This window comes from Sorangium sp. So ce302, from assembly GCF_051530145.1.
Taxonomy (GTDB): domain Bacteria; phylum Myxococcota_A; class Polyangia; order Polyangiales; family Polyangiaceae; genus Sorangium; species Sorangium cellulosum_B.
On the sequence record NZ_CP150326.1, the window covers coordinates 7,172,595 to 7,194,594 of the forward strand.

At 75.6% G+C, this 22,000-nt stretch carries 13 protein-coding genes; 7 read left to right on the plus strand and 6 right to left on the minus strand.

Annotated features, from left to right (window positions below):
- Positions 1-15: 15 nt before the first annotated feature.
- Positions 16-2,211, minus strand: a complete 2,196-nt coding sequence (locus tag WME73_RS27130; RefSeq protein WP_437911410.1) for a TonB-dependent receptor — start codon at positions 2,209-2,211, stop codon at positions 16-18.
- A gap of 229 nt (positions 2,212-2,440) precedes the next feature.
- Between WME73_RS27130 and WME73_RS27135 the strand changes: the two genes are divergently transcribed.
- The 4 genes from WME73_RS27135 to WME73_RS27150 all read left to right on the plus strand — a co-directional run bounded on the left by WME73_RS27135 (position 2,441) and on the right by WME73_RS27150 (position 7,628).
- A complete protein-coding gene (locus WME73_RS27135) occupies positions 2,441-3,169 on the plus strand; it encodes an RNA polymerase sigma factor (RefSeq protein ID WP_437911411.1) in 729 nt (242 codons plus the stop codon).
- A complete protein-coding gene (locus tag WME73_RS27140) occupies positions 3,166-4,179 on the plus strand; it encodes a hypothetical protein (protein WP_437911412.1) in 1,014 nt (337 codons plus the stop codon). Before WME73_RS27135 ends, WME73_RS27140 begins: the two co-directional genes overlap by 4 nt.
- Complete coding sequence (locus tag WME73_RS27145) at positions 4,176-7,052, plus strand: CHAT domain-containing protein (RefSeq protein ID WP_437911413.1); 2,877 nt, start codon at positions 4,176-4,178, stop codon at positions 7,050-7,052. Before WME73_RS27140 ends, WME73_RS27145 begins: the two co-directional genes overlap by 4 nt.
- Positions 7,053-7,145: 93 nt before the next feature.
- Positions 7,146-7,628: a hypothetical protein gene (locus tag WME73_RS27150; protein WP_437739298.1), complete on the plus strand. Its 483-nt coding sequence runs from the start codon at positions 7,146-7,148 to the stop codon at positions 7,626-7,628.
- A 185-nt stretch (positions 7,629-7,813) separates the two neighbouring features.
- On the opposite strand, the gene WME73_RS27155 is transcribed toward WME73_RS27150, so the two are convergent.
- The 5 genes from WME73_RS27155 to WME73_RS27175 form a co-directional block, all read right to left on the minus strand.
- Entirely contained in the window at positions 7,814-8,014 is a 201-nt protein-coding gene (locus tag WME73_RS27155; protein WP_437911414.1) for a hypothetical protein, read from the minus strand.
- 140 nt (positions 8,015-8,154) lie between these two features.
- Positions 8,155-9,636: a cytochrome P450 gene (locus WME73_RS27160; RefSeq protein WP_437911415.1), complete on the minus strand. Its 1,482-nt coding sequence runs from the start codon at positions 9,634-9,636 to the stop codon at positions 8,155-8,157.
- 100 nt (positions 9,637-9,736) lie between these two features.
- The gene (locus WME73_RS27165) at positions 9,737-11,254 is read right to left on the minus strand and encodes an SDR family oxidoreductase (protein ID WP_437911416.1); all 1,518 of its coding nucleotides are present in this window, start codon (positions 11,252-11,254) and stop codon (positions 9,737-9,739) included.
- A gap of 29 nt (positions 11,255-11,283) precedes the next feature.
- Complete coding sequence (locus WME73_RS27170) at positions 11,284-12,018, minus strand: 4'-phosphopantetheinyl transferase family protein (protein WP_437911417.1); 735 nt, start codon at positions 12,016-12,018, stop codon at positions 11,284-11,286.
- On the minus strand, positions 12,015-18,722 hold the full coding sequence (locus tag WME73_RS27175; RefSeq protein WP_437911418.1) for an SDR family NAD(P)-dependent oxidoreductase: 6,708 nt from the start codon (positions 18,720-18,722) through the stop codon (positions 12,015-12,017). The genes WME73_RS27170 and WME73_RS27175 overlap by 4 nt, the downstream gene beginning before the upstream one ends.
- 412 nt (positions 18,723-19,134) lie before the next feature.
- Here WME73_RS27175 and WME73_RS27180 point away from each other — a divergent pair, with 412 nt between their 5' ends.
- The 3 genes from WME73_RS27180 to WME73_RS27190 all read left to right on the plus strand — a co-directional run bounded on the left by WME73_RS27180 (position 19,135) and on the right by WME73_RS27190 (position 21,940).
- Positions 19,135-19,674 (plus strand): MarR family winged helix-turn-helix transcriptional regulator, encoded by a 540-nt coding sequence (locus WME73_RS27180; protein ID WP_437911419.1) that lies wholly within the window; start codon positions 19,135-19,137, stop codon positions 19,672-19,674.
- A 72-nt stretch (positions 19,675-19,746) separates the two neighbouring features.
- Complete coding sequence (locus WME73_RS27185) at positions 19,747-20,364, plus strand: ECF-type sigma factor (RefSeq protein ID WP_437911420.1); 618 nt, start codon at positions 19,747-19,749, stop codon at positions 20,362-20,364.
- Positions 20,348-21,940 (plus strand): serine/threonine-protein kinase, encoded by a 1,593-nt coding sequence (locus tag WME73_RS27190; RefSeq protein ID WP_437911421.1) that lies wholly within the window; start codon positions 20,348-20,350, stop codon positions 21,938-21,940. The genes WME73_RS27185 and WME73_RS27190 overlap by 17 nt, the downstream gene beginning before the upstream one ends.
- Positions 21,941-22,000: the final 60 nt, after the last annotated feature.

Here is a 22,000-nt window from a genome sequence, read left to right on the forward strand (position 1 = left end):
CGCTCCGGCAGCCGGCTAATAGGCCGGCTCCGGCGCGCGCTCCTTGCCACGGAGGTGGATCTGGAGCGTCAGCATCCACGCAGTCGGCGCCGCGACGAGCACGTGCGGCGACGGCAGCGGGGGCGCGCTGTCCTTCACGAAGCTCGAGGCGTAGACGTACTGCGCGTCGTAATACTGCAGGCCCAGGAGGTTCGTGCCGTTCAGGGCGAGCTCCATGCCGCGCCAGCCGACCGCCGCGACGGCATCGAGGCTGATAGCGTCCTTGCCGTCCCGCCCGCCCGGGAGGGAGCGACCCGCCATGCCCTCGACGCCGGCGCCCACGCGGACCGTCACCTCCTTGCCGGAGAGCCGGCCGACGACCCCCGAGGCGAACACGTCGTCGCGCAGGACGAACGCCGGCGCATAGGGCACCGGGTCGCCCTCCGCGAAGCGCGCGTCGGACCCGGTGAAGCGAGCGTGGGTGTACGTCCCGCTCAGGTGCGCGCCGAACGGGCCGGAGCGCGCGCTCATCACGACCTGCGCGCCTGCGCGCACCGACGGCGGGGCCTCGACGTGCTGCCGGGACGCCGCGTCGAACACGCGGTCATTGCCGAGCCACGAGCCGAACCCCACGGCCGAGCCCTGGAAGGTCTTGCCCTCCTTGAGCCGGACGCCCGCCTCGACGCTGCGCACCTTGGTGAACGGCACGCGCTCTCCCTCGTCGAGGTCGCGCGCCTGCGGGGAACGGAACCCCTCGCCGTAGCTCGCCACGAGGTGCACGCCGCCGCTGACCGCGATGTCGGCCATGGCCTTGCTCGACACGACGAAGCCCTGCGCGGTGCGCTCGAGCCCGGCGTTGCTCGTGCGATCCCGCACGCCGTACGAGAGCGAGTCGAGGCGCGCGCCGCCACGGACGACCACGCGCTTGATCGGGTAGAGCGAGAGATCGGCATACGCGGCCACGTTCGTGGCGTCGATCGTCGCGTCGACGAGCGCGGCGTTCTTCGTGCCGTCCTCGAACAGGCGCGTGTCGGTCTGGTCGACCGTGTCCACGCGCGCGTAGGCGCCCATCTCGATGGAATCGCGCTTCGAGGTGATCTCGACGCCATGGCGGTAAAGCACCGTGAGGCCGAAGGTCGAGGCGTCGTTCACCATCTCGCTGTCGTCGCTCCGGACGATCGGCTCGCCGGCGAGCTGGTCGAGCGCGTACCCGGTGAGGTTCTGGTGAAACGTCGTCTTGGTCTTGCCCGCGAAGCCGCCGATGCCCATCGTGCCCTCGCCGAGGCTCCACAGGACATCGGAGCCGACGAGCGCCTGCGATGTCCTATCGCGGCCGAGCGGCCGCTGCGCCGCGTAGGGGTCGGCGCCCCGCTCCACGGGGCCCTGCGGCAGGTAGCCGGGAAAGTCGAAGCGCGCCGAGCCGATGGCCACCGTCGCGCGGAACTGGACCCGGTTTTCGCCCCCGCCGAGCTGCCCGACGAAGGAGCTGCGCTCGCCGCCGCGCACGCCCCCCGGCCCGTCCGTGGCGTCGGTCTCGAAGGCCGCGAACGTGTCCATCATCTCGTCGTGCTCGGGCGCAAACGCGATGAGGACACGCCTCGTCCCGAACGAGCCGACTCCCCCCTTCAACCAGAAGCCCGGCGCCTCCAGGCCGAGATCCATGCGGAGCGAGCCGGCGACGCCGAAATCGCCTTGCCTCGGGTCGTGAGGGCCGCTGGCGATCCGGACGGAACGGACCACCTCCGGCATGATGAGGCGCATGTCGGCATATCCAGGAGCACGGATGTGCGAGACCTGGTTCATCGGGATGTTGCCGGCGAAGATCTCGACGTCCTGACCCGAGGTGCCGTCGAAGCCGCGCAGCGAGAGGTGCGGCGCGCGACCGGGCAGGCCGCGATCGCTCATGAAGACGCCCGGGAGGACCCGCAGCACGTCGGCGCCCGAGCCGTGCGGCGCCGCGGCGAGGACCTGCGCGTCCGCCTCGACGTCGGAGGCGCTCCGGGCCGGCGACTTCGCCCGCACCCTCACCTCGAGGGGCTCGTCCTTGGGGGCACAGGCGTCGATCTCGGCCTGGGTCGCCGCCTCGCGGACGCACCGCTCGTAGCTGTCGGCGCGGGCCACCGACGGCCACAGCGAGGCACAGAGGAGCGGGACGGCGACGGCCAGCGCTCCTGTCGGCCCGAGCCGCCGTGATGGCCATCCCCTCGAGCCCCGTCCCCCGCGGTGCCTCATGAGGCGATGATACAGACAACGAGGCCGGAGCTTGGGTGAGAAGCGTGGGAAGCGCGCGTCATGACCTTGCGACCTCGCGCCTCGCCCGACGTCGCCGGGTAAGCGTGCCGCGATCGATTGAATTTCGATACCAGCCAACGGCCCGCACGGCCCGCGCGGCGGAGACGTGGCCGGATTGACGGGCGTGTGGAGCGCGTTTATCCGTGCGCTGATGGCCCCGAGCTCTCCCTTGCCCGCGCAACCGCGGACGATCGCCGAGGACGCGCGGCGGGGATCCCCAGGCGCCGCTCCGCCGGGCCCGGAGGCCGCGCTCATCGCGCGGGCGGTGGCGGGAGAGCCGGCCGCGGTGAGGGCGCTCGTCGACCTGCTGACGCCCACCATCCAGGAGCGGGTGATGCGGCCGCTGCTCCGCCGCCGGCGGGCCGCGGGGCACCGCGACGTCCGGCAGGAGGTCGAGGACCTGACCCAGAGCGTGTTCCTCTCGCTCTTCGCGGACGGCGGGCGCACGCTGCGCCAGTGGGACGCCGGCCGGGGACTGCCGCTCACGAGCTTCGTGGGGCTCGTGGCCGAGCGCGAGGCGTGCTCGATCCTGCGCAGCCGCCGCAGGAACCCCTGGACCGAGCAGCCCACCGAGGACGACGCGCTCGAGCGCGCGGACGGCGCCTCCGTGTCGCCGGAGCCCGCGGCGATCTCGCGGGAGCTGCTCGCGGCGATCGCGCGAAAGCTCCGCGATCGGCTGAGCGAGCGCGGGATGGAGCTCTTCTACCTGCTGCTCGTCGACGAGCGATCCACCGAGGAAGCGTGCGCCATCACGGGCATGACGGCGGACGCCGTGTATGCGTGGCGGAGCCGCATCGCCCGGCTCGTCCGGCAGATCGCCGCGGAGCTCGCGGCCGAAGCAGAGCCGAGAGGGCGCGGCGCCTCGCCGAGCGCGGCGAGCCCGGGAGGGGGACGATGAACGACGACGATCTGCTGAAGGCGCTGGCGCGCGCCGCGCGCGAGCACGACCGGGCGAGCGATCCGCGCTGGTCAGCGAGGGTGCTGGGGACGCTCGAGGCCGGCGAGCGCGATGCGCTGGAGGCCGAGGCGCAGCGCTCTCCGGAGGACCGCGAGGCGTGGGAGGCGTCACGCCCGCTGGACGGCGAGGCGCGGTCGAGGATCGCAGACCGGATCCTGGCCGGGCTGCAGGCGAGCGCGGGCGAGCGAGGCGCGGAGACGGGAGGCGCCGCCGCGGAGGCGGCGGAGGCGGAAGGCGCCGCCGCGGCGGCAGGCGCGGAGGCGGCAGGCCCGCCACCTCCGGGACAGCGCGCGGCGGCGGCGCGCGGCGGCCAGGTGCTCCCGCTCCCGCGAAAGCCGGGCCGAGCGCCCTGGCGGATCGCGGCGACGGCCCTGGCGGCGGCCGCCGCGGCGGTCCTCGTCGTGCGGCTCTCGCTGGAGGGCGACAGGCACCATCCGCGCGGCCTGCTCGACGATCCGGGCGCGGTGGCCATGCTCCCGGTGCCCGCCTACGCCATGACGCTCGCAGGCGGCGAGGTCCGCGCGCGCTCCGCCTCGAGCGGCGCCGACGCGACCGCGCGGCTCGGGCCCGGATCGAGGCTCGAGATCACCCTGCGGCCCGCAACCCGGGTCGACGGCCCCGTCGCGGTGCGCGCCTTCCTGATCCAGGGCGAAACGGCGCGCCCCTGGGACGTGCACGCCGACCTCTCGGAGCAGGGCGCTGCGCGCATCGAAGGCGACACGGAGACGCTCTTCCCCGGAGTGCCCGAGGGCGAGTGGGAGATCGCGATCGCGATCGGACGGCCGGCGGCGCTGCCAGACAGCGCGGCCGGACTGGCGGACGCGCGGCCGTCCGAAGAAGAAAAAGATAATAAATTCAGAATCTTACGATTCAACGTGCTCCTCCTGCCGCGCGCAGCGCCGCCCCCCCTCCCCACCGCCCGACCCGCCGCGCCCTCGAAGGACCCATGACGCGCTGGCGAGCGCTCCGGCCCGCGCTGGGCGCAGCGATCCTCGGCGCGGCGGCGCTGGCGCCGGGATGCGACGCGCGCCGCCCGACGGGGACCGCGGCCCCGGCGACCTCCGGGGCGTCCGCGGACCTGGCGACCGCCGCGGCGCCCGCGCCGCCCCTCGAGGTGGAGTTCGCCGGCTGCAGCGCCGTGCACGCCGGACCCGCCTGCGCGCTTCCAGACGACCGGACCCTCCGCATCTGGGTGAAGGCCCCCGCGGACGCCCGCGTCGCGATCGCCGCCGACGCGGCCGCCGCGGCGGACACCCCGCTCTCCGCGCTCGACGGGGCACGCGTCCAGGGAGGCGTGCTGGCGCGCGTCCCCGTCCCGGAGGGCGCCCGCGCCCTCTCGGTGACCGCCGAGCGGGGCGGCGGGCGCGCGTCGTTCCGCCTGGAGCTCCGCCCGGCCATCGACGCGCCCCGGCTGAAGGAAGCCGAGGCGCTGCGCCGGAGCGGCGACCTCGACGCGGCGTCCTCGGCGCTCGACGCGCTGGCGTCCGGCGCGGACCCCGCCGTCCAGGCCCTGGCGATCGGCAAGCGCGCGCGCGTGGACCTCGCGCGCGGCAGGATCCCGGAGGCGCTCGCGGGCTTCGAGGCGTCGATCCGGGCGCACCGGGCGGCGGGGCGGATCTCCGACGAGTTCCTCGACCGCTTCGCGCTCTCGTACGCGCTCGTCTTCAACGGGCGCAGGTTCGCGGAGGCGCGGGCGGCGCTCGACGCGCTCGGGCCGCTCGAGGCGAGCCATCCGGAAGGGCGCGCGGTGAAGCCGTACTACGCGGCGCTGCTCGCGTCCGAGGCGGGCGACCTGCGCGCGGCGCTCCGGCAGCTGGACGCGTCGGCGGCGGGCGCGGAGCGCCTCGGCCTGAGCGACCACCGGCTGCACGTGCTTCAGGAGCGCGCCGACGTGCTCCAGACCCTGGGCCGACCGCTGGAGGCGCGGGCGCTGCTGCGCGACGTGCAGGCGTCCTCCCCGCCCGGGAGGGCCCCGTGCGAGCGAGCCTCCCTGCTGAACGACCTCGGCTGGAACGCCCTGCAGGTCGCGTGGGCGAGCGGCGGGTCCAGCGGGCCGCCCGAGGGCGCCGAGCGGCCTCGAGCCCTCGCGGACGCCGAATCGCCGCTCACGGCCGCGCTCGATCTGTACGGGGCCGCGTGCCCGAAGCCGGCGAAGCGCGCGAACGCGCTGACGAACCTGGCCCTCGCCAAGCTGGAAGCCGGCCAGACGGACGCGGCGCGCGCCCTGCTCGACGAGGCCCGGCGGACGGACGCGCGCCCCGACGCCGGCGTGGCGATGTACTGGCTCGAGATCGAGGGGCGCGTCGCGCTGGGCAGCGGCGATCCAGCGAGCGCGCTGGAGATCTACGGCCGGCTCGCGCGGCTCGCGGACGCGAGCGAGCTGCCGGAGGGCCGCTACCGCGCGGCGCTCGGCCGCGGGCGGGCGCTCGAGGCGATGGGGCGGCTCGACACGGCCGCCGTGGCCTACGAGCAAGCGGAGGAGCTGCGGGGCGACCTCGGCGCGCTCGTGCCGCTCGGGCAGGGCCGGGGCGGTTACCTCGGCCGCCTCGAGGAGAGCGCGCGGCGGCTCGTCGACCTCCTGCTCCGGCGCGATCCGCGCCGCGCGGCGCGCGCCGCGCGGCGATCACGCGCGCGGGCGCTCGCGGCGCTCCGCTGGATCGACCGCATCGAGGCGCTCGGCGGCGAGGAGCGGGCGCGCTGGGAGCGCGCCCTCGCGGCGTACCACGACGCGCGGGCGGCCTTCGACGAGGAGGGGCGCGACGACTGGCGGCTCTCGTCCGACGAGCTCGAGGCGGTCCGTGTCGCCCGGGCTGCGCACGGGCGGTCGATCCGCGCGCGGCTGGAGGAGGCGCTGCTCCTGGTGCGACAGGGGGAGCCCGCGGCGGTGGAGGTCGAGGCGGCGCCGGCGCTGGACGAGGGCGAGCTGATGCTCGTGGTCCATCCGATCCGCGAAGGATGGGCCGGCTTCGCCGTCACCGGCGGCGGCGTCGTGGCCAAGCGGCTGCCGGCGCTCGACGCCTCGGCCCCCGCCGCGGCGCTGGCCCCGCGGCTGCTCGCGCCGTTCGATGCGCAGCTGCGCGCCGCGACGCGCCTCCGCGTCGCCGCCCATGGCGAGCTCGCTCGCGTCGACTTCCACGCCCTGCCCTGGGACGGCGCGCCGCTCGTCGCGCGCATGCCGGTGACGTACGGCCTGGATCTGCCCCGGGGCGGCCCGCGGCCCGCGGAGGGCGCCGGCGCGGGGCAAGCGCCGGAGCGCGCGCTCGTCGTCGCGGATCCGCGGCGCGATCTGCCGGCCGCGCGGCGCGAGGCGGACGCGGTCGCGGCGGCGCTCACCGGGAAGGGGCTGCGCGTCGAGCGGCTGTCGGGCGGGCTCGCCACGCGCCGCGCGGTGGCCGGCGCGCTGGAGGAGCCCGGGCTCGCGCTCTTCCACTACGCGGGCCACGGCGTCTTCGGGGGCCTCGACGGCTGGGACAGCAGCCTCGCCCTCTCCGGCGGCAGCGAGCTCGCCGTGGGCGACATCCTGGCGCTGCGCCGAGCGCCCGCGCGGGCGGTCCTGTCCGGCTGCGACACGGCGCGCACGGAGGCGGCGCCCGGGGCGCGGGGGCTCGGGCTCGGCCTGGCCCAGGCGCTGCTGATCGCCGGGGCGCGCTCGGTGATCGCGGCGTCGCGCCCGGTCGACGACGCGCTGGCTGAGCGGGTGATGGCCGCGCTCTACGCCGGCGAGCGGGGAGAGCCGGGCGAGCAGCTCCGCGAGGCGACCCTCGCGGCGCTGCGCGCGGATCCGTCGAGCGACTGGGCGAGCTTCCGGGCGCTGGTCCCCTGACAGCCCCGGAGAACGCTCGAGATCTGTCAGAGGCCGGGAGGCGACGGCGAAGAACAGCTCGACCCCGGAGACGGCCTACGGAGGATGTGAACGATGCGTACCTCGATTTTCGGTCTGAGCGCCCTTGTCCTCACCGCGTGCGGTCCATCGATGGACGCCACGCCCGTCGAGTCGGCCACGGAGACCGGCCAGGCGGCGCAGGCGCTGTCATTCGGTACGCGGCCGCAGCCGCAACGCCGGATCAAGGACGAGCCCATGCAACCGGCAGATCCTCAGTGCGGCGCGTGCGCGGCGTACGTCCTGAGCGCTCGGACGCTGTACCTGTTCATCGCGCAGAGGGAGTCGATGCCCAACGTCTCGATGACGCTGTACTCGACGAGGGGTGTGCCGCTCGCGACCTACAAGGTCGCTCCGAAGCCCGACGGCTCCGCGAAGGCCCTCTACGCCCTGAACCAGGGGCTCGTCAAAGACGTGGGATGGGCCACCGTGCGATGGCTGGACGAGGGCGTGACGCATGAGCTCCGCGCAGGCGTGCAGACGACGTGGAGCGGGTGGGCCGTCCTGGGCCAGCAATGACGGTCGGAGGCTGAAGAGAGGTCGCGCGCAGGGCCGTCGGAGCGAAGAGCGACGGCCCGCGCCGCACAGGCGCTGCGCGAGAGACCGCGACGGCGCCTGCCAGGGTTGGCGGGCGCCGTCGCTCGAGGTGGCCAGCGATGACGCCGCTTGTCAGCGCGGCGGCGTCACCTCGAGGACCGCCCCCTTCATGGGTGGACGTTCACCGGCACCTTGTTGCTCGCGCCGCTCCCGTTGCGCACGCGGATGTACCCGGGGCCGACGCCGCTCGGGACCTGCACCGTGAGGCTCGTCGCGCCGATGCTGGTCGGGCTGGCGAGGGCGGTGTGCGTGGCGTCCACGAACTCGACCTGCGCGCCGGGCCCGAAGCCCGAGCCGGTCAGGCTCACCGTCGTGTTCCAGTGCCTGTTACTTCGCCGCGGCTCCCCGGGGCCTGACATGGGCCGAGAAGAAAATGATGGCGGGGGCTCCACCCGAGAGGAGAGGCCGGGCGGTCGCGCCGCCGGCCAGGTGCGCCGAGCCCAGGCCCTCAGGCCCGGGCGCTGTACGGGCAGCCGTGAGCTCGCAAGGCGGCCGCCGCGGGCTCCGTCACCGCAGGCTCCGCCGCCGCGGGCTCCTCCCGCCCTGCCGGCGCCGCGCGTACGGCGCTCGACGGCTCCCGCCGTTTCAGGATCATGCGCATCCCGTTCACCGGCTGCAGCGAGATGAAGCCGCGGCAACGCGGGTCGAAGCCGGGGACCAGCCGGAGCCGATAACGCTGCAGCGCCATCGCGACCATGATCTTGCCCTCCAGCTGCCCCATGAACTCGCCCAGGCAGATCCGCTGGCCGGCGCCGAAGGGGATGAAGGCGAGCTTGTCGTCCGCGCTCCGCCGGTGGTTCGCGAAGCGCTCGGGCTTGAACTCCAGCGGATCGCTCCAGAACTCCGGGTGCCGGTGCGTGACCCACGGGACGATGGCCACCGTCGATCCCGCGGCGACCTGGTAGCCGCCGAGGACGTCGTCCTCCCGCGGGCTGCGGAGGATGAACGGCACGGAGGGCAGGAGCCGGAGGCACTCGTTGAAGACCATGGTGAGGTAAGGCATCGACTCGATGTCCCTGGCCGTCGGAGACCGGCCGCCGAGGACGCGATCGATCTCGTCGGTGAGGTGGGCGCACACCTCGGGGTGCTGCGCGATCTGGTACAGCGCCCACGAGGCGGTGACGCTCGATGTCTCGTGCCCGACCATCAGGATGGTCTTGATCTCGTCCCGCAGCTGCGCGCGGTCCATCTTGGCGCCGGTCTCGGGGTCGACGGAGTTCATGAGGCGGACGAGCACGTTGTCCTCGCCGCCCGCGCCGCGCTGGTAGCCGTCGATGATGCCGTCGATCACGGTGTGCACGCGGTCCATGGCCCGGCGGAAGCGCAGGTGGCTGGGCAGCGGCCAGGACAGGGGCGGGTTGACCAGCGAGTACATCCGCTTGAGCGCGATCGAGAGCGCATATTTGAACGCCTCGCGGACGGTGTCCGTGTGGGCCTCCAGCGCGGCGCCGAAGAACGCCTCGCCCGCGATGCCGAACGTCACGTCCATCATGTCGTCGTTGATGTCCCGCTCGAACTCGCCCGGCTGGGCGTCCCAGCGCCGCAGCACGGCGTCCATGTGGTCGACGATGAGGGGGACGAACTTGAGCGTGTTGGCGTGGTTGAACTGGGGCTGCACGTGCCTGCGCTGGCGCCGCCAGAGCTCGCCCTCGCTGTTCACGAGGCCCCAGCCCAGCACGGGCGCGAGCTCGTGGTAGCGCTTCCCCTTGGGGTAGTTCCGGGCGTTCGTGCGAAGGACGTGCGCGATGTCGTTCGGGTGAAACGCCATGACGAAGTCCTCGGCCCCGGGCGCCCGCAGGCGCACGACGTCGCCATAGCGCGCGAAGAGGTCCTCGTAATGACGCATGTTACCGGTCCTGAAATTCGCCAGGTACCGCAGGCTGGCGAGCGGGCCAGGGCCCGGGGGCTGCCGATCGAGCGTGGCACTCATGATTCCTCCTTCTTCGCGAGCTCCAAGGAAGCTGACGTGAGCTGTTCCGCGCGGCCCCGCGCCGGGCGCACCCCGGCGCCGGTCACCGTCATCGCCGCGGTCAGATGCACAGCGAGCCTCCGCCGTCGACGGTGAGCGTCGCGCCGTTGATCCTCCGCGCCCCGTCCGAGAGCAGCAGCAGGACGGCCTCGGCGACGTCGTCCTCGGTGCAGAGCCGGCCGCCCGGCGTGCGCGACTCCCAGTACGGGAGGATCCGCTCGTGATCCGGGTAGTTGCTCGTCACATGGCCGTAGATCGGCCCGGCGGAGACGCAGTTGACCTGCACGTTGCGCGGGGCGAGCTCGACGGCGAGCGCGCGCGTGAGCGACTCCACCGCCGCCTTCACGGCGCCCATGGCGCCGAAGTGCTCGAGGTACCTCGACGAGCCGTTCGACGAGAGCGCGACGATCCGACCACCGCCGTGGCGCTCCATCAGGCGCGCCGCGCGCATGGCGCACAGGTGGTAGCCGATGACGTTCGTGCGGAAGGCCAGCTCCCAGTGCTCCGTGGTCGTCTGCTCGAGGGGGCCGAAGCGGCCGTTCGACGCGTTGCTGACGAAGTGGTCCAGCTCGCCGACGTCGCGCGCGATCGCGTCGAAGAGCCTGTCGATGTGCGCGGGGTTGGCGACCGAGCCCCAGACGTGCACCGCGTCGCCGCCGGCCCCGCGGATCTCGTCGGCGACCGCCTCGCCGTCGTCCCGCGAGTGGAAGCTGTTGACGACGACCCGCGCGCCGGCGCGCCCGAGCTTCGCGGCGATGGCGCGGCCCAGCCCGCGGCTCGATCCGGTCACGAGGACCGTCTTGCCCGCGAGCGCCACCCCGGGGGCAGGGAGCGCCCGCTGCGCCGCGGGGGCCAGAGGGGCGCGCGCCGCGGTGACCTGCGCGGGCGGCGGGGATTCGACGAGGCGCGCGAGATCGCCGACCGTGCGGGCCTCGTCGAGCGCCACCTCGAGCGCGCCCGGCTGGGCGCCGCGCTGCCAGAGGAGCGCGCGGAGCTCGTCGCGGCGGCGGCGGTCGACCCCGAGGTCCTCCTCGAGCCGCGCGTCGGGGACGAGCAGATCGACCGGGTGGCGGGTCGCGTCCGCGAGCGCCTGGACCACGACGTGGAGCGCCTCGCCCGCGTGGCCATTGGCGTGCCTTCCGGCCTCCACGTGGCCATTGGCGTGCCTTCCGGCCTCAAGTTGGCCATTGGCGTGCCTTCCGGCTGCCACATGACCATTGGCGTGCCCTTCAGCTTCCACGTGGCCATTGGCGTGCGCTCTGGCCTCGACATGGCCATTGGCGTGGTTTCCGGTCTCCACGTGACCATCGGCGTGCTCTCCGGCCTCCGCGCTGGCCGCGATCGTTCGCGACAGGAACTCGCTGACGCGGGCCACCGTGCGCAGCTCGTCGGGCGCCGCCTTGAGGGCGTTCGGGAGACCGAAATCCGCGCGCAGCGTCGCGAGGATCTCGCCGCGCTTCACGGAGTCGATGCCGAGGTCCTGCTCCAGGTCGGCGTCAGCGACGACGACCTCGTCGGGGTAGCGCGTCATGCGCACGAAGACGGAGCGAACGTGGTCGAGAAGATCATGAGATTGCATCGTCGAAACCTCGTATTGGTAAGTGCCATTCATCCGAGAGCGGCGACCGGCGGGACCGGGACTGCCGCGACGAGCGCGAACGCACCGGTCAGCACGGCCCGGCCGAAGAACTGCCCGCCCCGCGCGCCCAGCGCGAAGGAGCGGACCGAGGGCTGCGCGAGGCGCGCGCCCCCCGGCGGGAACGCGACGTCGATGTCCTGGAACGAGAACCGCGCCGGCAGCGCGAGCGCCCCCGTCTTGTAGAGCGCCTCCTTGGCGCTCCAGAGCAACGTCTCGAGGGCGGCGCGCGGGGCGCCCGCCGCGGCGCCCCGCGCGAGGCCCTCGCGCTCGCGCGGGGTGAAGTGCTCGTCGGCGAAGCTCGCCGCGCGCGCCTCGACCCGCTCGACGTCGACGCCGACCGCGCGCGCCGTGGTGACCGCGGCCGCCGCGAGCTCGCCCGCGTGCGAGAGCGACAGCGCGAACGCGCCGTCCTCGAAGCGCGGGCGACGGCCGCACGGCCCCGTCACCGCGCAGGCGAGGTAGTCGGCGCGCGGGTGCGCCTCGAGCGAGGCCGCGTCCAGCGCGACCAGCGGCGCGCCGCGGCCGGCGGCGAGCTCGAGGCGCAGCCACTTCGCCGCGACGCGCGCGCACGCGGACTGCGCCCGCCGGGCCGCGACGCGCTGCGCGGCGCACGCGCGGCGCTCGCCGGCCGTCAGGTAGGGCTCGAGGCGCGCCGCGGCCTCGGCGTCCGCCCGCGCGACCGCGATCGCGAGCGGCGGCGTCACGGCGCCCCCAGCGTCAGCGTCGCCTGCGCCGCCGGGCGGGCGTCCGCGGCCACGCGCCCCACGACGCGCCCCTCGAGCCCCTCGACCTCCAGAAGCACGCCGCCCGAGGGGTCGAGCGCCTGCGCCCACGCGCCGAGGACGCGGTCGCCCGCCGCGGCCGGGACCGTGGCGACGAGCCGGACGGGGACGCCCGCGTCGCGGAGCGCGAGGTCGTTGGCCGCCGTCCCGAAGCGGATCCGGTCGACGCCGCCCGCGGCGCACACCGGGAACGCGCCCGCCTCGTCGCGGCGCAGGGTGCCCAGCGACAGGAGCGCGTCGAGCAGGAGGAACGGCGTGGCGGCCCCGCGCTGCCCTGCGAGGGCGCCGTCGGTCGTGAGGCGGAACCGGGCCTCCTTGAGCGCGGCCCCGAGCACGAAGGTGCCGAGGTGATCGAACCAGCCCGCGTGCCGGACCGGCGAGCCAGGGTTCGCGTAGGGGTCGCGGACCAGGGGCCCGTCGACCCGGCCGACGTGCCGCGGAGCCAGGCCGTCGCGCCCGACGTGGAGCGGGCCGAGCTCGACCACGCAGGTCGCGAAGACCACGCCGGCGCGGAGGGTCACGCCCGACCGGTGGACGAAGTCGCCGCGCACCTCGACGGCGCACGCGACGCGGCCGCCGGCGAGGCGCTCGCGGCGGATCGTCGCCGCGCGCACGTCGCGCGGCGCGTCGTCGGCAAGGCGCAGGAACTCGAGGAAGCGCACGTCGCGGACCTCGCGGACGAGCGCGCCGCCGCCCGAGGTCGCGAGCGCGTGCCGGACGGCCAGGTCGACGAGGAACGCCCCGGCAGCGACGGCGCTCGAGCGCGCCCGGTGGTCGGAGAGCCACGGATCGACGCGTGTATCGAGCGTCCACGCGCTCGCGGACGCGCCGTCCGCCGCGACCACCGCATCCGACGCATCCGCCGCGACGATGCGGGGGGCGAAGCGCTCGATCTCGCCGTCGCTGAGCAGGACCTGGGCCGCGCCGGCGGGCGGCTCGGCGACGACGTCGAGGAAGATCTGCCTCCCCTCCTCCGGCTCGACGCCCCGGAGCCCGCGCGCCGCGCCGAGCGCGCTGTACTCGGACCCGGCGGTCATACCGACGCCGTTCCAGCCGAGCCACGCGATGCTCGACCACGGGCCCGCGCCCGCCTCGGCGGCGAAGTACGCCGCCGCGCGGTTCATCGCCTCGTTCGCCGCGCCGTAGTCCGGCTGCCCGTCGTTGCCGAGCACGCTGAACGCCGACGTGACGAGGTGGACGTGCGGGCGCGCGTCGGGCAGGTGGCGCGCGAGGGCGCGGCGGAGGTGGGCGAGGCCGGCGAGCTTCGTGTCGACGATCCGCTCGAACAGATCGAGCGGCTTCGACGTGAGCCGGCTCGACACCTGGATGCCGGCGCCGTGCACGACCAGATCGACCCGGCCGTACGCCGCCGCGACCGCCGCGACGGCGCGGTCGACGTCCTCGCCGCGCGTCACGTCGACGGCGTGGTAGTCGACGACGCGACCACCGGCGCCCCCGGCGCGCAGCTGGGCGAGGACCCGGTGCGCCTCGCGCGCCGCGCGGAGGCGCGCGTAGCGGTCGCGCAGGACGCCCATCCGCAGGCCCGGGCTCTCGCGCAGGGCCTCGGCATAGAAGTCCCGCTCGTACGCGTCGAACGCCGCGTCGGTCATCGCGAGCGCGCGGGCCGGAGCGTCCTCCAGCCGCGAGCGGCCGAGGAGCACGGCGCGGCAGCCGAAGCGGTCGAGCAGGCCCTCGACGAGCTCCGCCGTGATGCCGCGCGCGCCGCCCGTGACGAGCACGACCGAATCGGCGCCGAGCTGCGGCACGGCGCGCGCGCGCGGCCTCGCGGAGGCGCGGGCGAGCTGCACGGCGTGCCGCGCGCCGCCGAGATCGACCACCTCCTCGGGAACGGCGGGCCGGGCGTGGCGCCACTCCTCGGAGAGCGCGCCGAGCGCGGCCGCGGCGTCGCGCGCGTCGGTGTGGACGACGCGCACGTCGCCGCCCGGGAGCTCGCGCGCCAGGGACTTCACGAAGCCGCCGACCGCGCCGCTCACCGGCGCGAGCCGCCCGTGGAGGCCCACGGCGGAGGCGACGACGGCGGCGAAGGCCACCTCGCCGCGCGAGATGGCGCCGTAATAGCGGCGCGCAGCGCCGAACAGCGCGCGCAGCGCCGGCCTGTACGAGCCCGGCGCGCCGTCGACGAACGCGAGCGCGTCCGTGGTGCGGGTGAGCACGACGACCGCATCGACGTCATCGGGGGCCAGGGCCGCGAACGACGCGCCGAGCCGCGCCTCGTCGCGGGCGTCGAGCGAGGGCGCACCGCCGGACGCCTCGGCCCCAGGCGCCCCGAGGTCGCGCGGGATCCCGGGCTCCGCGGTGCCGGACGCCTCCTCGACGGCGAGCGCGAGGACGCGCGCGCGCTCCTCGTCGGAGCGGGCGGCGCGCCGCACCTCCGCGGCGAGCGCCGCGTCGGTGCAGACGTAGAGGACGCGGGACGGGACGCGCGCCGACGGCCCCGTCGCCGGCGCGGGGGCGATCTCGGGGACGAAGCCGTGGATCGGCGTGCCCGTCGCGAAGCCCGAGGCCGCTCGCGCCGGCGCGACCGTCGCGGCCTCGGGAGGCGTGACCTGGACGGCGCGGGGATCGGACGGCCAGCGCACCAGCGCGGCGCCGTGCGCGCGCGCGCCGCGGATCGCCGCGTGGAGCTCGACGGCGCCCTCGGCCCCGCGCAGCCGCGCGCTCGATCCGCCGACCGCGAGCTCGCGGGCCGAGGGGCCCCGCCCCGCCGCGCCGGCGGCGCCCTCCGCCGCGCCGGCGACGAGGTGCAGGCGAGCGAGCACCGGCCAGGCGTGGCGCGCGGCGGTGTCCTCGGTGCACAGCGCGACGAGCAGCGCCGCCTCGCCGACCGGCCGCGGGTCACAGGTAGCGGACGCGCCCCGCGCGACGTCGTCGCTGAAGGCGTTGACGGCCCCCGCGAGCACGACGTCGCAGTCCTCGTCGAGCACGAGATCGGCGGCCGCGAGCGCGTCGAGCAGCGAGGTCGCCGAGGTGTCGACGACGAAGTTCGGCCCGCGCAGGCCGAAGACGTTGGCGACGCGCCCGGAGATGACGTTGGGCATGTTGCCCGGCTGCGTGTACGGCCCCGTCGCGGGCGATCCCGCGCGGAGCGCGTCGGCCGTCGCGGAGGCCAGCGCGGGGCTGACGCCGCGCGCCCGGAGCGCCCGCGCCACGCGGTCGGCGAAGATGCGCTCGTTGGCGCGCGCGCCGCGGCGCGTCTTGCCCTCGTGGCCGACGACGACGCCGATGCGCTCGCAGAGCTCGCGCGCGGGCAGCGCCGCGAGCGCCTCCTCCGCGGCCATCGCCGCGAGCAGCTGCGTCGGGTCCATCGCCTCGAGGGCGTCCGGGAGGACCGGCGCGCGGGCCGGCAGCCGGAGCGCGCCCTCGTCGAACGCGAGGACGTCCGACGGGGCGCCCGCGGTCGCGCCGCCTGTCGCTGGGAACACGGACCCGAGCCCGACGACGCACAGCGCGCGGCTTCCTCCGCGCGGGCGCGCGCGCGGGGGGTGGCGCTCGGGGCGGTGCTCCTCGACGACGAGGTGCGCGTTGGTGCCGCCGAAGCCGAAGCTGTCGAGCGCGGCGCGCAGCGGGGCTCCGCCCTCGGCGATCCAGGGGGCGGCCGCCGTCGGGATGGCGAACGGCGAGCGCGCCAGATCGATGCGCGCGCTCGGCGCCTGGAACCCGTGCTGCGGGAAGAGCGTGCGCTCCCGGATCGCGAGCACGACCTTGATGAGCGACGCGACGCCCGCGGTCCAGCCCGTGTGGCCGAGCAGCGACTTGACGCTGCCCAGGGCGATGCGCGGGGCGCCGGCGTCGCTCGCGAACACCTCGGCGAGCGCCTGGAACTCGGTGGCGTCGCCGACGGGCGTCGCCGTGGCGTGCGCCTCGACGTACTGGACGCTCCGCGCCTCGACGCCGGCCCGCGCGTGGGCGCGCCGCATCGCCAGGGCCTGCCCGCGGCGCTGCGGCACCGTCACCGACGGGCTCGGGCCGTCGCTCGACAGGCCGCTGCCCAGGAGCACGGCGTCGACGCGATCGCCCCGCGATCGGGCGTCGTCGAGCCGCTCGAGCACGACGACCGCGGCGCCCTCGCCGAACACGACGCCGTCGGCGGACGCATCGAAGGGGCGGCTGCCGGTCGCGGAGAGCCCGCCGAACTGCGAGAACTGGCACGCGTTCGTCGGGCCGGGCTGGTAGGCGCCGCCGGCGATCACGACGTCGGCGAGGCCGCGGCGAAGCATCGCGGCGCCCAGATGCACCGCGTGCATCGACGACGCGCAGGCCGCGTCGACGAGGACGGTGCGCGCGCCCTCCCCCACCACGTCGCGCACGACGCGCGCGAGCGGCTCGAGGTGGCCGCGGCACGCCGCGCGCCGACCGGCGTCGAGCCCGAGCTCGGCCGCCAGCGCGCCCGCCACGGCGGCGCGGGCCGCCTCGTCCGCGGCGGCGCCGTCGAGCGCGCGCTCGACGCCGAGCAGCAGCGTCGCCTCGTCGTGCTCGATCGAGCCGTCGGCCGTGGACCCGAGGAGGCATACGATCCGCAGGGGCGCGCCGCCGCGGAGCGCGGCCGCGTGCGATCGGGCCTCGGCGAGCGCGCACGCCAGCATGCGGGCCGTCTTGGGCAGCCGCTCGAGTGCGCGCGTGTCGTAGCCGGTCTGCTCGGCGTACGGGCCGAGGGCGTCGACCGTGCCGACCAGCAGGCTGTAGGTCTTGTCGGCGGCGCGGCCGCGGTTCAGGAAGTCGGTCGCGAGCTCCGGGTGTCGCTCGCCGGTGTCGGCGATCCCGCACGTGCCCGCGAGCAGCTGCGCGAGGTAGGCGTCGACGCCGCCGGCCCCCGGCAGCACCGCGCCCATGCCCACGATCGCGATCGGCGTCGCATCCGCAGCGGCGGCGGCGGCCTCACGCGGGCTCCCGGCGGCGGGGCTCGCGGAGCTCGCGGCGGCGGCGGGGCTCGCGGCCTCGCGCGGGCGGCGGCCGTCCGGCTCCTCCTCCGGGCGCGGCGCGACCGCCGTGAGCGCGCGCCCCGCGGCGCGCAGCGCGTCGATCACGCGCCGGTGCTCGGCCACGACGTCTTCTCCGGCGCGGAACGCCGAGATCACGCGCAGATCGGGCCCGGGCGGCGCGCTCCGCCGCGCGAGCGCGGTCAGGGCGCCGCCGCCGCCGCACTCGACGAAGGTGCGGACCCCCGCCGCGTGGAGGTCGCGCACGGCCGCCTCGAAGTCGAGCGGCGTCACGAGGTGCATCGGGAGCAGGCGCGCGGGCGCGAGCGGGCCGTCCCCGTAGTGGACGCGATCGATCGGCGAGTACGTGGCCAGCGCGGGCCGCGCCGCGCCGGCGCGCGCGAGGGCGCTCGCGAACGGACCGACCGCCGGCGCGAGCAGCGGCGAGTGGAAGGCGTAGCGGCTCGCGAGCACCGTCGCGCGAACGCCGGCGCCGGTGAGCCGCCGCTCGAGCGCCGCGATGCCGTCCGCCGTGCCCGACGCGACCGCCTGATCGGCCGCGTTCACCACCGCGACGAACACGTCGTCCCGGCCGAGCGCATGCACCTCGTCGCGCAGGCGCTCCGCGCCGGTGTGGGCGGCGAGCATGCGGCCGGGCGGCGCGCCGCGGAGGGCGAGCACCCGGCGGCACACGACCTCGGCGGCCGTCGCGAGGGGAAACGCGCCGCCCGCGGCCAGCGCGGCGATCTCCCCGAGGCTGTGCCCCGCCACGACGTCCGGCTCGAGCCCGGCGGACCGGAGCAACGCGACGGCGACGTGGTCCTGGACGAGGATCCCGAGCTGATCGAGATCGGCGCACGCCTCCAGAGCGGCCCGCGCCTCCGCCTCGCCCGCGGTCACGAGCGCCGCGAGCGAGGCGCCGAGCAGCTCGCGCGCCGCGGGCTCGGCCGCGGCGACGGCCTCGCGCGCGGCGTCAAAGCGCGCATGGAGCGCTCGCAGGAGCCGGAGGTCGAACGAGCCTTGGCCCGGCAGGAGCAGCGCGATCTTGCCGACGACGCCGCCGCCCTCCCGCGCGGCCTCCCCGGAGCGCCCCTGCGCGGCTTCCCCGCCCGCCGCGGCCTCCGCATCCCACCGCGCCCTGTGCGGGCGCGCCTCGTGGAGCGGCCCCCGCGCGACCTCGGCGGCGTGCCGGAGCAGGCGCTCGGGGAAGAGCTCGCGCAGCGCGGAGCCGCCGCGCAGGCAGAGCTCGACGAAGCGCTGGTGCGGCGCGCGCTCGTCGAGGGCCCCGACGTGCGCCGTCACCGACCTGGGCAGCGGCGCGAGCTCGTCGCTCGCCGCGGAGACGGCGACGATGCGCTGGTAGCCGCACGCCACGGGCTCACCGTCGAAGCGGACCGTGCGGAAGTAGCCGTACGCGCTCGAGCGCGTCACGGCGCCGAGGCTCATGAAGATCGCGACGCGCTCGCCGACGCGCACCGGCGCGAGGTTCCGGCTGTACCCCTCGGTGGTGAGCAGCCGGATCGCGGCGCGATCCTCCTCGTGCGGGAGCGTGCCGTCCGCGGCCTCGGCGAAGTAGAGCGTCTCGCGCGCGATGCACTGGAAGCGGAAGTTCGTGAGGTAGTGATGGCTGCCATAAGCCATGCTGTCCTCGAACTTCACGCAGTACGGAACGACGAAGAACTCGCCCATAGATCCTCTCCACGCAGCCCGCCCACGCGCGGCGTCGACGCACGCCTGGCACCGCGTGCCAGCCGATGGTTCGTGCGCTCCTCACCGCTGCGCCGCTCGGGCCGTTCTAATAAGTGTACCTACACGTAAATGCTCGGAGCGCGCCGCGGGCCCATGGCCCCCGGCCGCGCGGGTGATGCCGCGATGCTCGCCTCGGCGCCGCCATGGCCCTGGCGACTGCTGACCGATCGATCGAGGGATCGGCCAGCGCGCGCCGGGGCCGCCAGGACCGCCGACGCCGAGCAGGCGTCGTGCGGACGAGGCGGATCCACGCCGTCGAGGACGAGATAGGTGTAGCTACACCTGAACGGATGTCAAGCCGCGATCCTGGCCGCGATTTGACGGACCTGGTCGAAACAGTGTAGATACACTGGTGACCGATTTTGCCCGCGCCGCCCAGATCATCGCGAGCCAGTGCGCCCTCGTGCGCGTCCGCCGCGCGTCGCGCGCGCTGACGCGGCTCTACGACGACAGCCTGCGCGCTGCGGGGCTCCAGGCGACGCAGCTCACGATGCTCGCCGCGGTCGCGACGTGCGGCGACGAGGGCGTGCAGCTCAGCGCGCTCGCGGACGGGCTCGTCATGGATCGCACGACGCTCACGAGGAACCTCGTGCCGCTCGAGAAGGCGGGCCTGCTCCGCGTGGCGCGGGCGCCCGGCGACGCGCGCGTCCGCATCATCTCCCTGACGCGCCAGGGAGAGCGCGCGATCGAGGCGGCGTTCCCGCTGTGGGAGCGGACGCAGAAGCATGTCCGCGAGCAGCTCGGCGAGAGCAGGGCCGACGCGCTCCGCGAGGAGCTCGGGCGCGTCGTGGCCCTGGCCACGCGGCCCGAGAAGGCGGCGGCACCCGAGCGGACGAAGCAGAGGGCGCCGACGCAGCGGAAGGCGCGGGCGGGCAAGCGCAGAGCGAAGTGAGATGGAGCGCGCGGTCGGGCTCGTCGGCGCGGCCACTTGGTGTACGCTCCGGCCTGATCGAGGCGCACCCCCATGAACGCGAGCGACCGACGCGCCCCCGGACCGAGCGCCGGCGAGGCCATCACGGGCCTCCTGCACGCCGCCCAGGAGGGCCGGAAGGACGCCACAGACGCCCTCCTCCGCGCCGTCTATGCCGAGCTCAAGACGATCGCCCTGGCCCGCGTCCGCCACCTCCGCGCCGGGCAGACCCTCGGCCCCACCGCGCTCGTCCACGAGGCGTACGAGAAGCTCTTCCGGGACGGCGAGGCCCGCTTCCAGAGCCGCGCCCATTTCTTCGGCGCCGCCTCCCAGGCCATGCGCGATCTCCTCGTCGATTACGCGCGCCACAAGGCCGCCCGGAAGCGGGGCGGCGATCAGGTGCGCGTCGCCGAGGAGGACCTCCACGAGCTGCCCCTCTCGCTCGATCTCCCCGTCGAGGACCTCCTCGCCCTCGACGAGGCCCTGCGCAAGATGAGCCAGGAGCACCCGCGCAAGGCCGAGATCGTGATGCTGCGCTACTTCGCGGGCCTGACCGAGGACGAGATCGCCGAGCTCTCGGGCGTGACGACGCGCACGGTCGAGCGCGACTGGCGCTTCGCCAAGGCGTGGCTCTACCGGGCGCTCCACGGCGGAGATGAGCCCGCCCCTTGATCCGCGCGAGGTAGAGGCGCTCTTCGAGGCGGCGCTCGATGAGCGCCACGAGCACCGCCGGGCGTTCCTGGAGGCGCGGTGCGCGGGCCGCCCGGAGCTCCTCCGGGAGGTGTGGAGCCTGCTCCGGAGCGACGGCGCCCAGCCGGACGGGTTCTTGAAGGGCGCCGCCGTCGCCCTCCCCGGCCGCGACGAATCGCTGAGCCCCGGCGCGCGCATCGGGCGGTTCACGGTGCTCGCCAAGGCCGGCCAGGGCGGGATGGGCGTCGTCTATGCGGCCTACGACGCGGAGCTCGACCGCCGCGTCGCCCTCAAGCTCATCGCGCCGGGGAGGTTCGAGCCCGACGACCGGGCCCGCCTCGTGCGCGAGGCGCAGGTGATGGCCAGGCTCTCACACCCGAACGTCGTCCCCATCTACGAGATCGGCGAGCACGAGCGGGGCGTGTTCGTGGCGATGGAGTTCGTCGATGGCCGGACGCTCCGCGACCTGCGCGGCGAGCAGCCCCGCGCGTGGGAGGCCGCGCTCGCCGCGGGGATCCAGGCGGGCCGCGGCCTCGCGGCGGCGCACCAGGAGGGGCTCGTCCACCGCGACGTCAAGCCGGACAACATCCTGATCGGCAAGGACGGCCGGGCGCGCATCGCCGATTTCGGGCTCGCGCGCCTCCACGTCGAGGAGGACCGGCCCCTCTCCAGCGGGGGCCCCGAAGCCGAGATCGCCGGGGAGGACGCGCTCCACGCGCCGCTCACGGCCGGGAGCGCGTTCATGGGGACGCCGGCGTACATGGCCCCCGAGCAGGCCGAGCGAAAGCCGGCGACGGCGAGGAGCGATCAGTGGAGCTTCTGCGCCACGCTCTACGAGGCGCTCTACGGGGAGCCGCCGTTCGAGGGCGAGGACGTCCGAGCGCGGCTCGACGGGGCGCGGCGCGATCTCCTGAGGCCGGCGCCGGCCGGCTCGAAGGTGCCCGCGCGGGTCCGGGGCGCGCTCGCGCGCGGGCTCCGTGCGCGGCCCGAGGAGCGGTGGCCGAGGCTCGACGATCTGCTGGGCGTCCTCGCCGACGAGCTGGCGAGGAGCTCCGAGTTCGATCTCACGGTCTCCAGGCGCGAGCGCATCCGCTTCGGCCTCCTGATCGGCGCCCTCGGCGTCGTGATGGCGACGGTGGGTATCGGCCGCGTCGTCCCGGTTGTCCGCCCCGTGGACCTCTTCGCCATGGGCTGCGTCACGGCGCTCGCGGGGCTCACGCTGCTCCGGGTCTTCCGCCGCCCTCTCTCGAAGAGCGCGGTGAACCGGCGGATCGGCCACGTGGTGAAGGTGCTGCTCGTCGCGATGCTCCTTCACCGGGCGCTCGCCGTGATCACGGACGAGCCCGTGGAGCGCGCGCTCGCGACGAACCTGCTCCTCTTCGCGGCCGTCCACGCGACCGCCGCGCCGAGCCTGCCGAGGGCGAGCTGGCTAGCCGCCGCGCTCTGCGCGGCGTGCGCGGCGGCCGCCGCGGTCTTCCCGGAGCACGCCGCCGCGATCTACGTCACGGGCGTGCTGGGCTCGCTGACGATCGCCATCGTGGTGTGGCACCTCGAGTAGCGCGCTGTCGCCTGTCGCTGATCGATTCACGGCGTCCGGCGCGCGCTGGAATCCAACGAG

Coding starts and splice junctions, on each gene's coding strand:
- WME73_RS27130 (WP_437911410.1), bottom strand. CDS start 2,211: ATGAGGCACCGCGGGGGACGGGGCTCGAGGGGATGGCCATCACGGCGG.
- WME73_RS27140 (WP_437911412.1), top strand. CDS start 3,166: ATGAACGACGACGATCTGCTGAAGGCGCTGGCGCGCGCCGCGCGCGAG.
- WME73_RS27145 (WP_437911413.1), top strand. CDS start 4,176: ATGACGCGCTGGCGAGCGCTCCGGCCCGCGCTGGGCGCAGCGATCCTC.
- WME73_RS27150 (WP_437739298.1), top strand. CDS start 7,146: ATGCGTACCTCGATTTTCGGTCTGAGCGCCCTTGTCCTCACCGCGTGC.
- WME73_RS27160 (WP_437911415.1), bottom strand. CDS start 9,636: ATGAGTGCCACGCTCGATCGGCAGCCCCCGGGCCCTGGCCCGCTCGCC.
- WME73_RS27165 (WP_437911416.1), bottom strand. CDS start 11,254: ATGCAATCTCATGATCTTCTCGACCACGTTCGCTCCGTCTTCGTGCGC.
- WME73_RS27175 (WP_437911418.1), bottom strand. CDS start 18,722: ATGGGCGAGTTCTTCGTCGTTCCGTACTGCGTGAAGTTCGAGGACAGC.
- WME73_RS27185 (WP_437911420.1), top strand. CDS start 19,747: ATGAACGCGAGCGACCGACGCGCCCCCGGACCGAGCGCCGGCGAGGCC.
- WME73_RS27190 (WP_437911421.1), top strand. CDS start 20,348: ATGAGCCCGCCCCTTGATCCGCGCGAGGTAGAGGCGCTCTTCGAGGCG.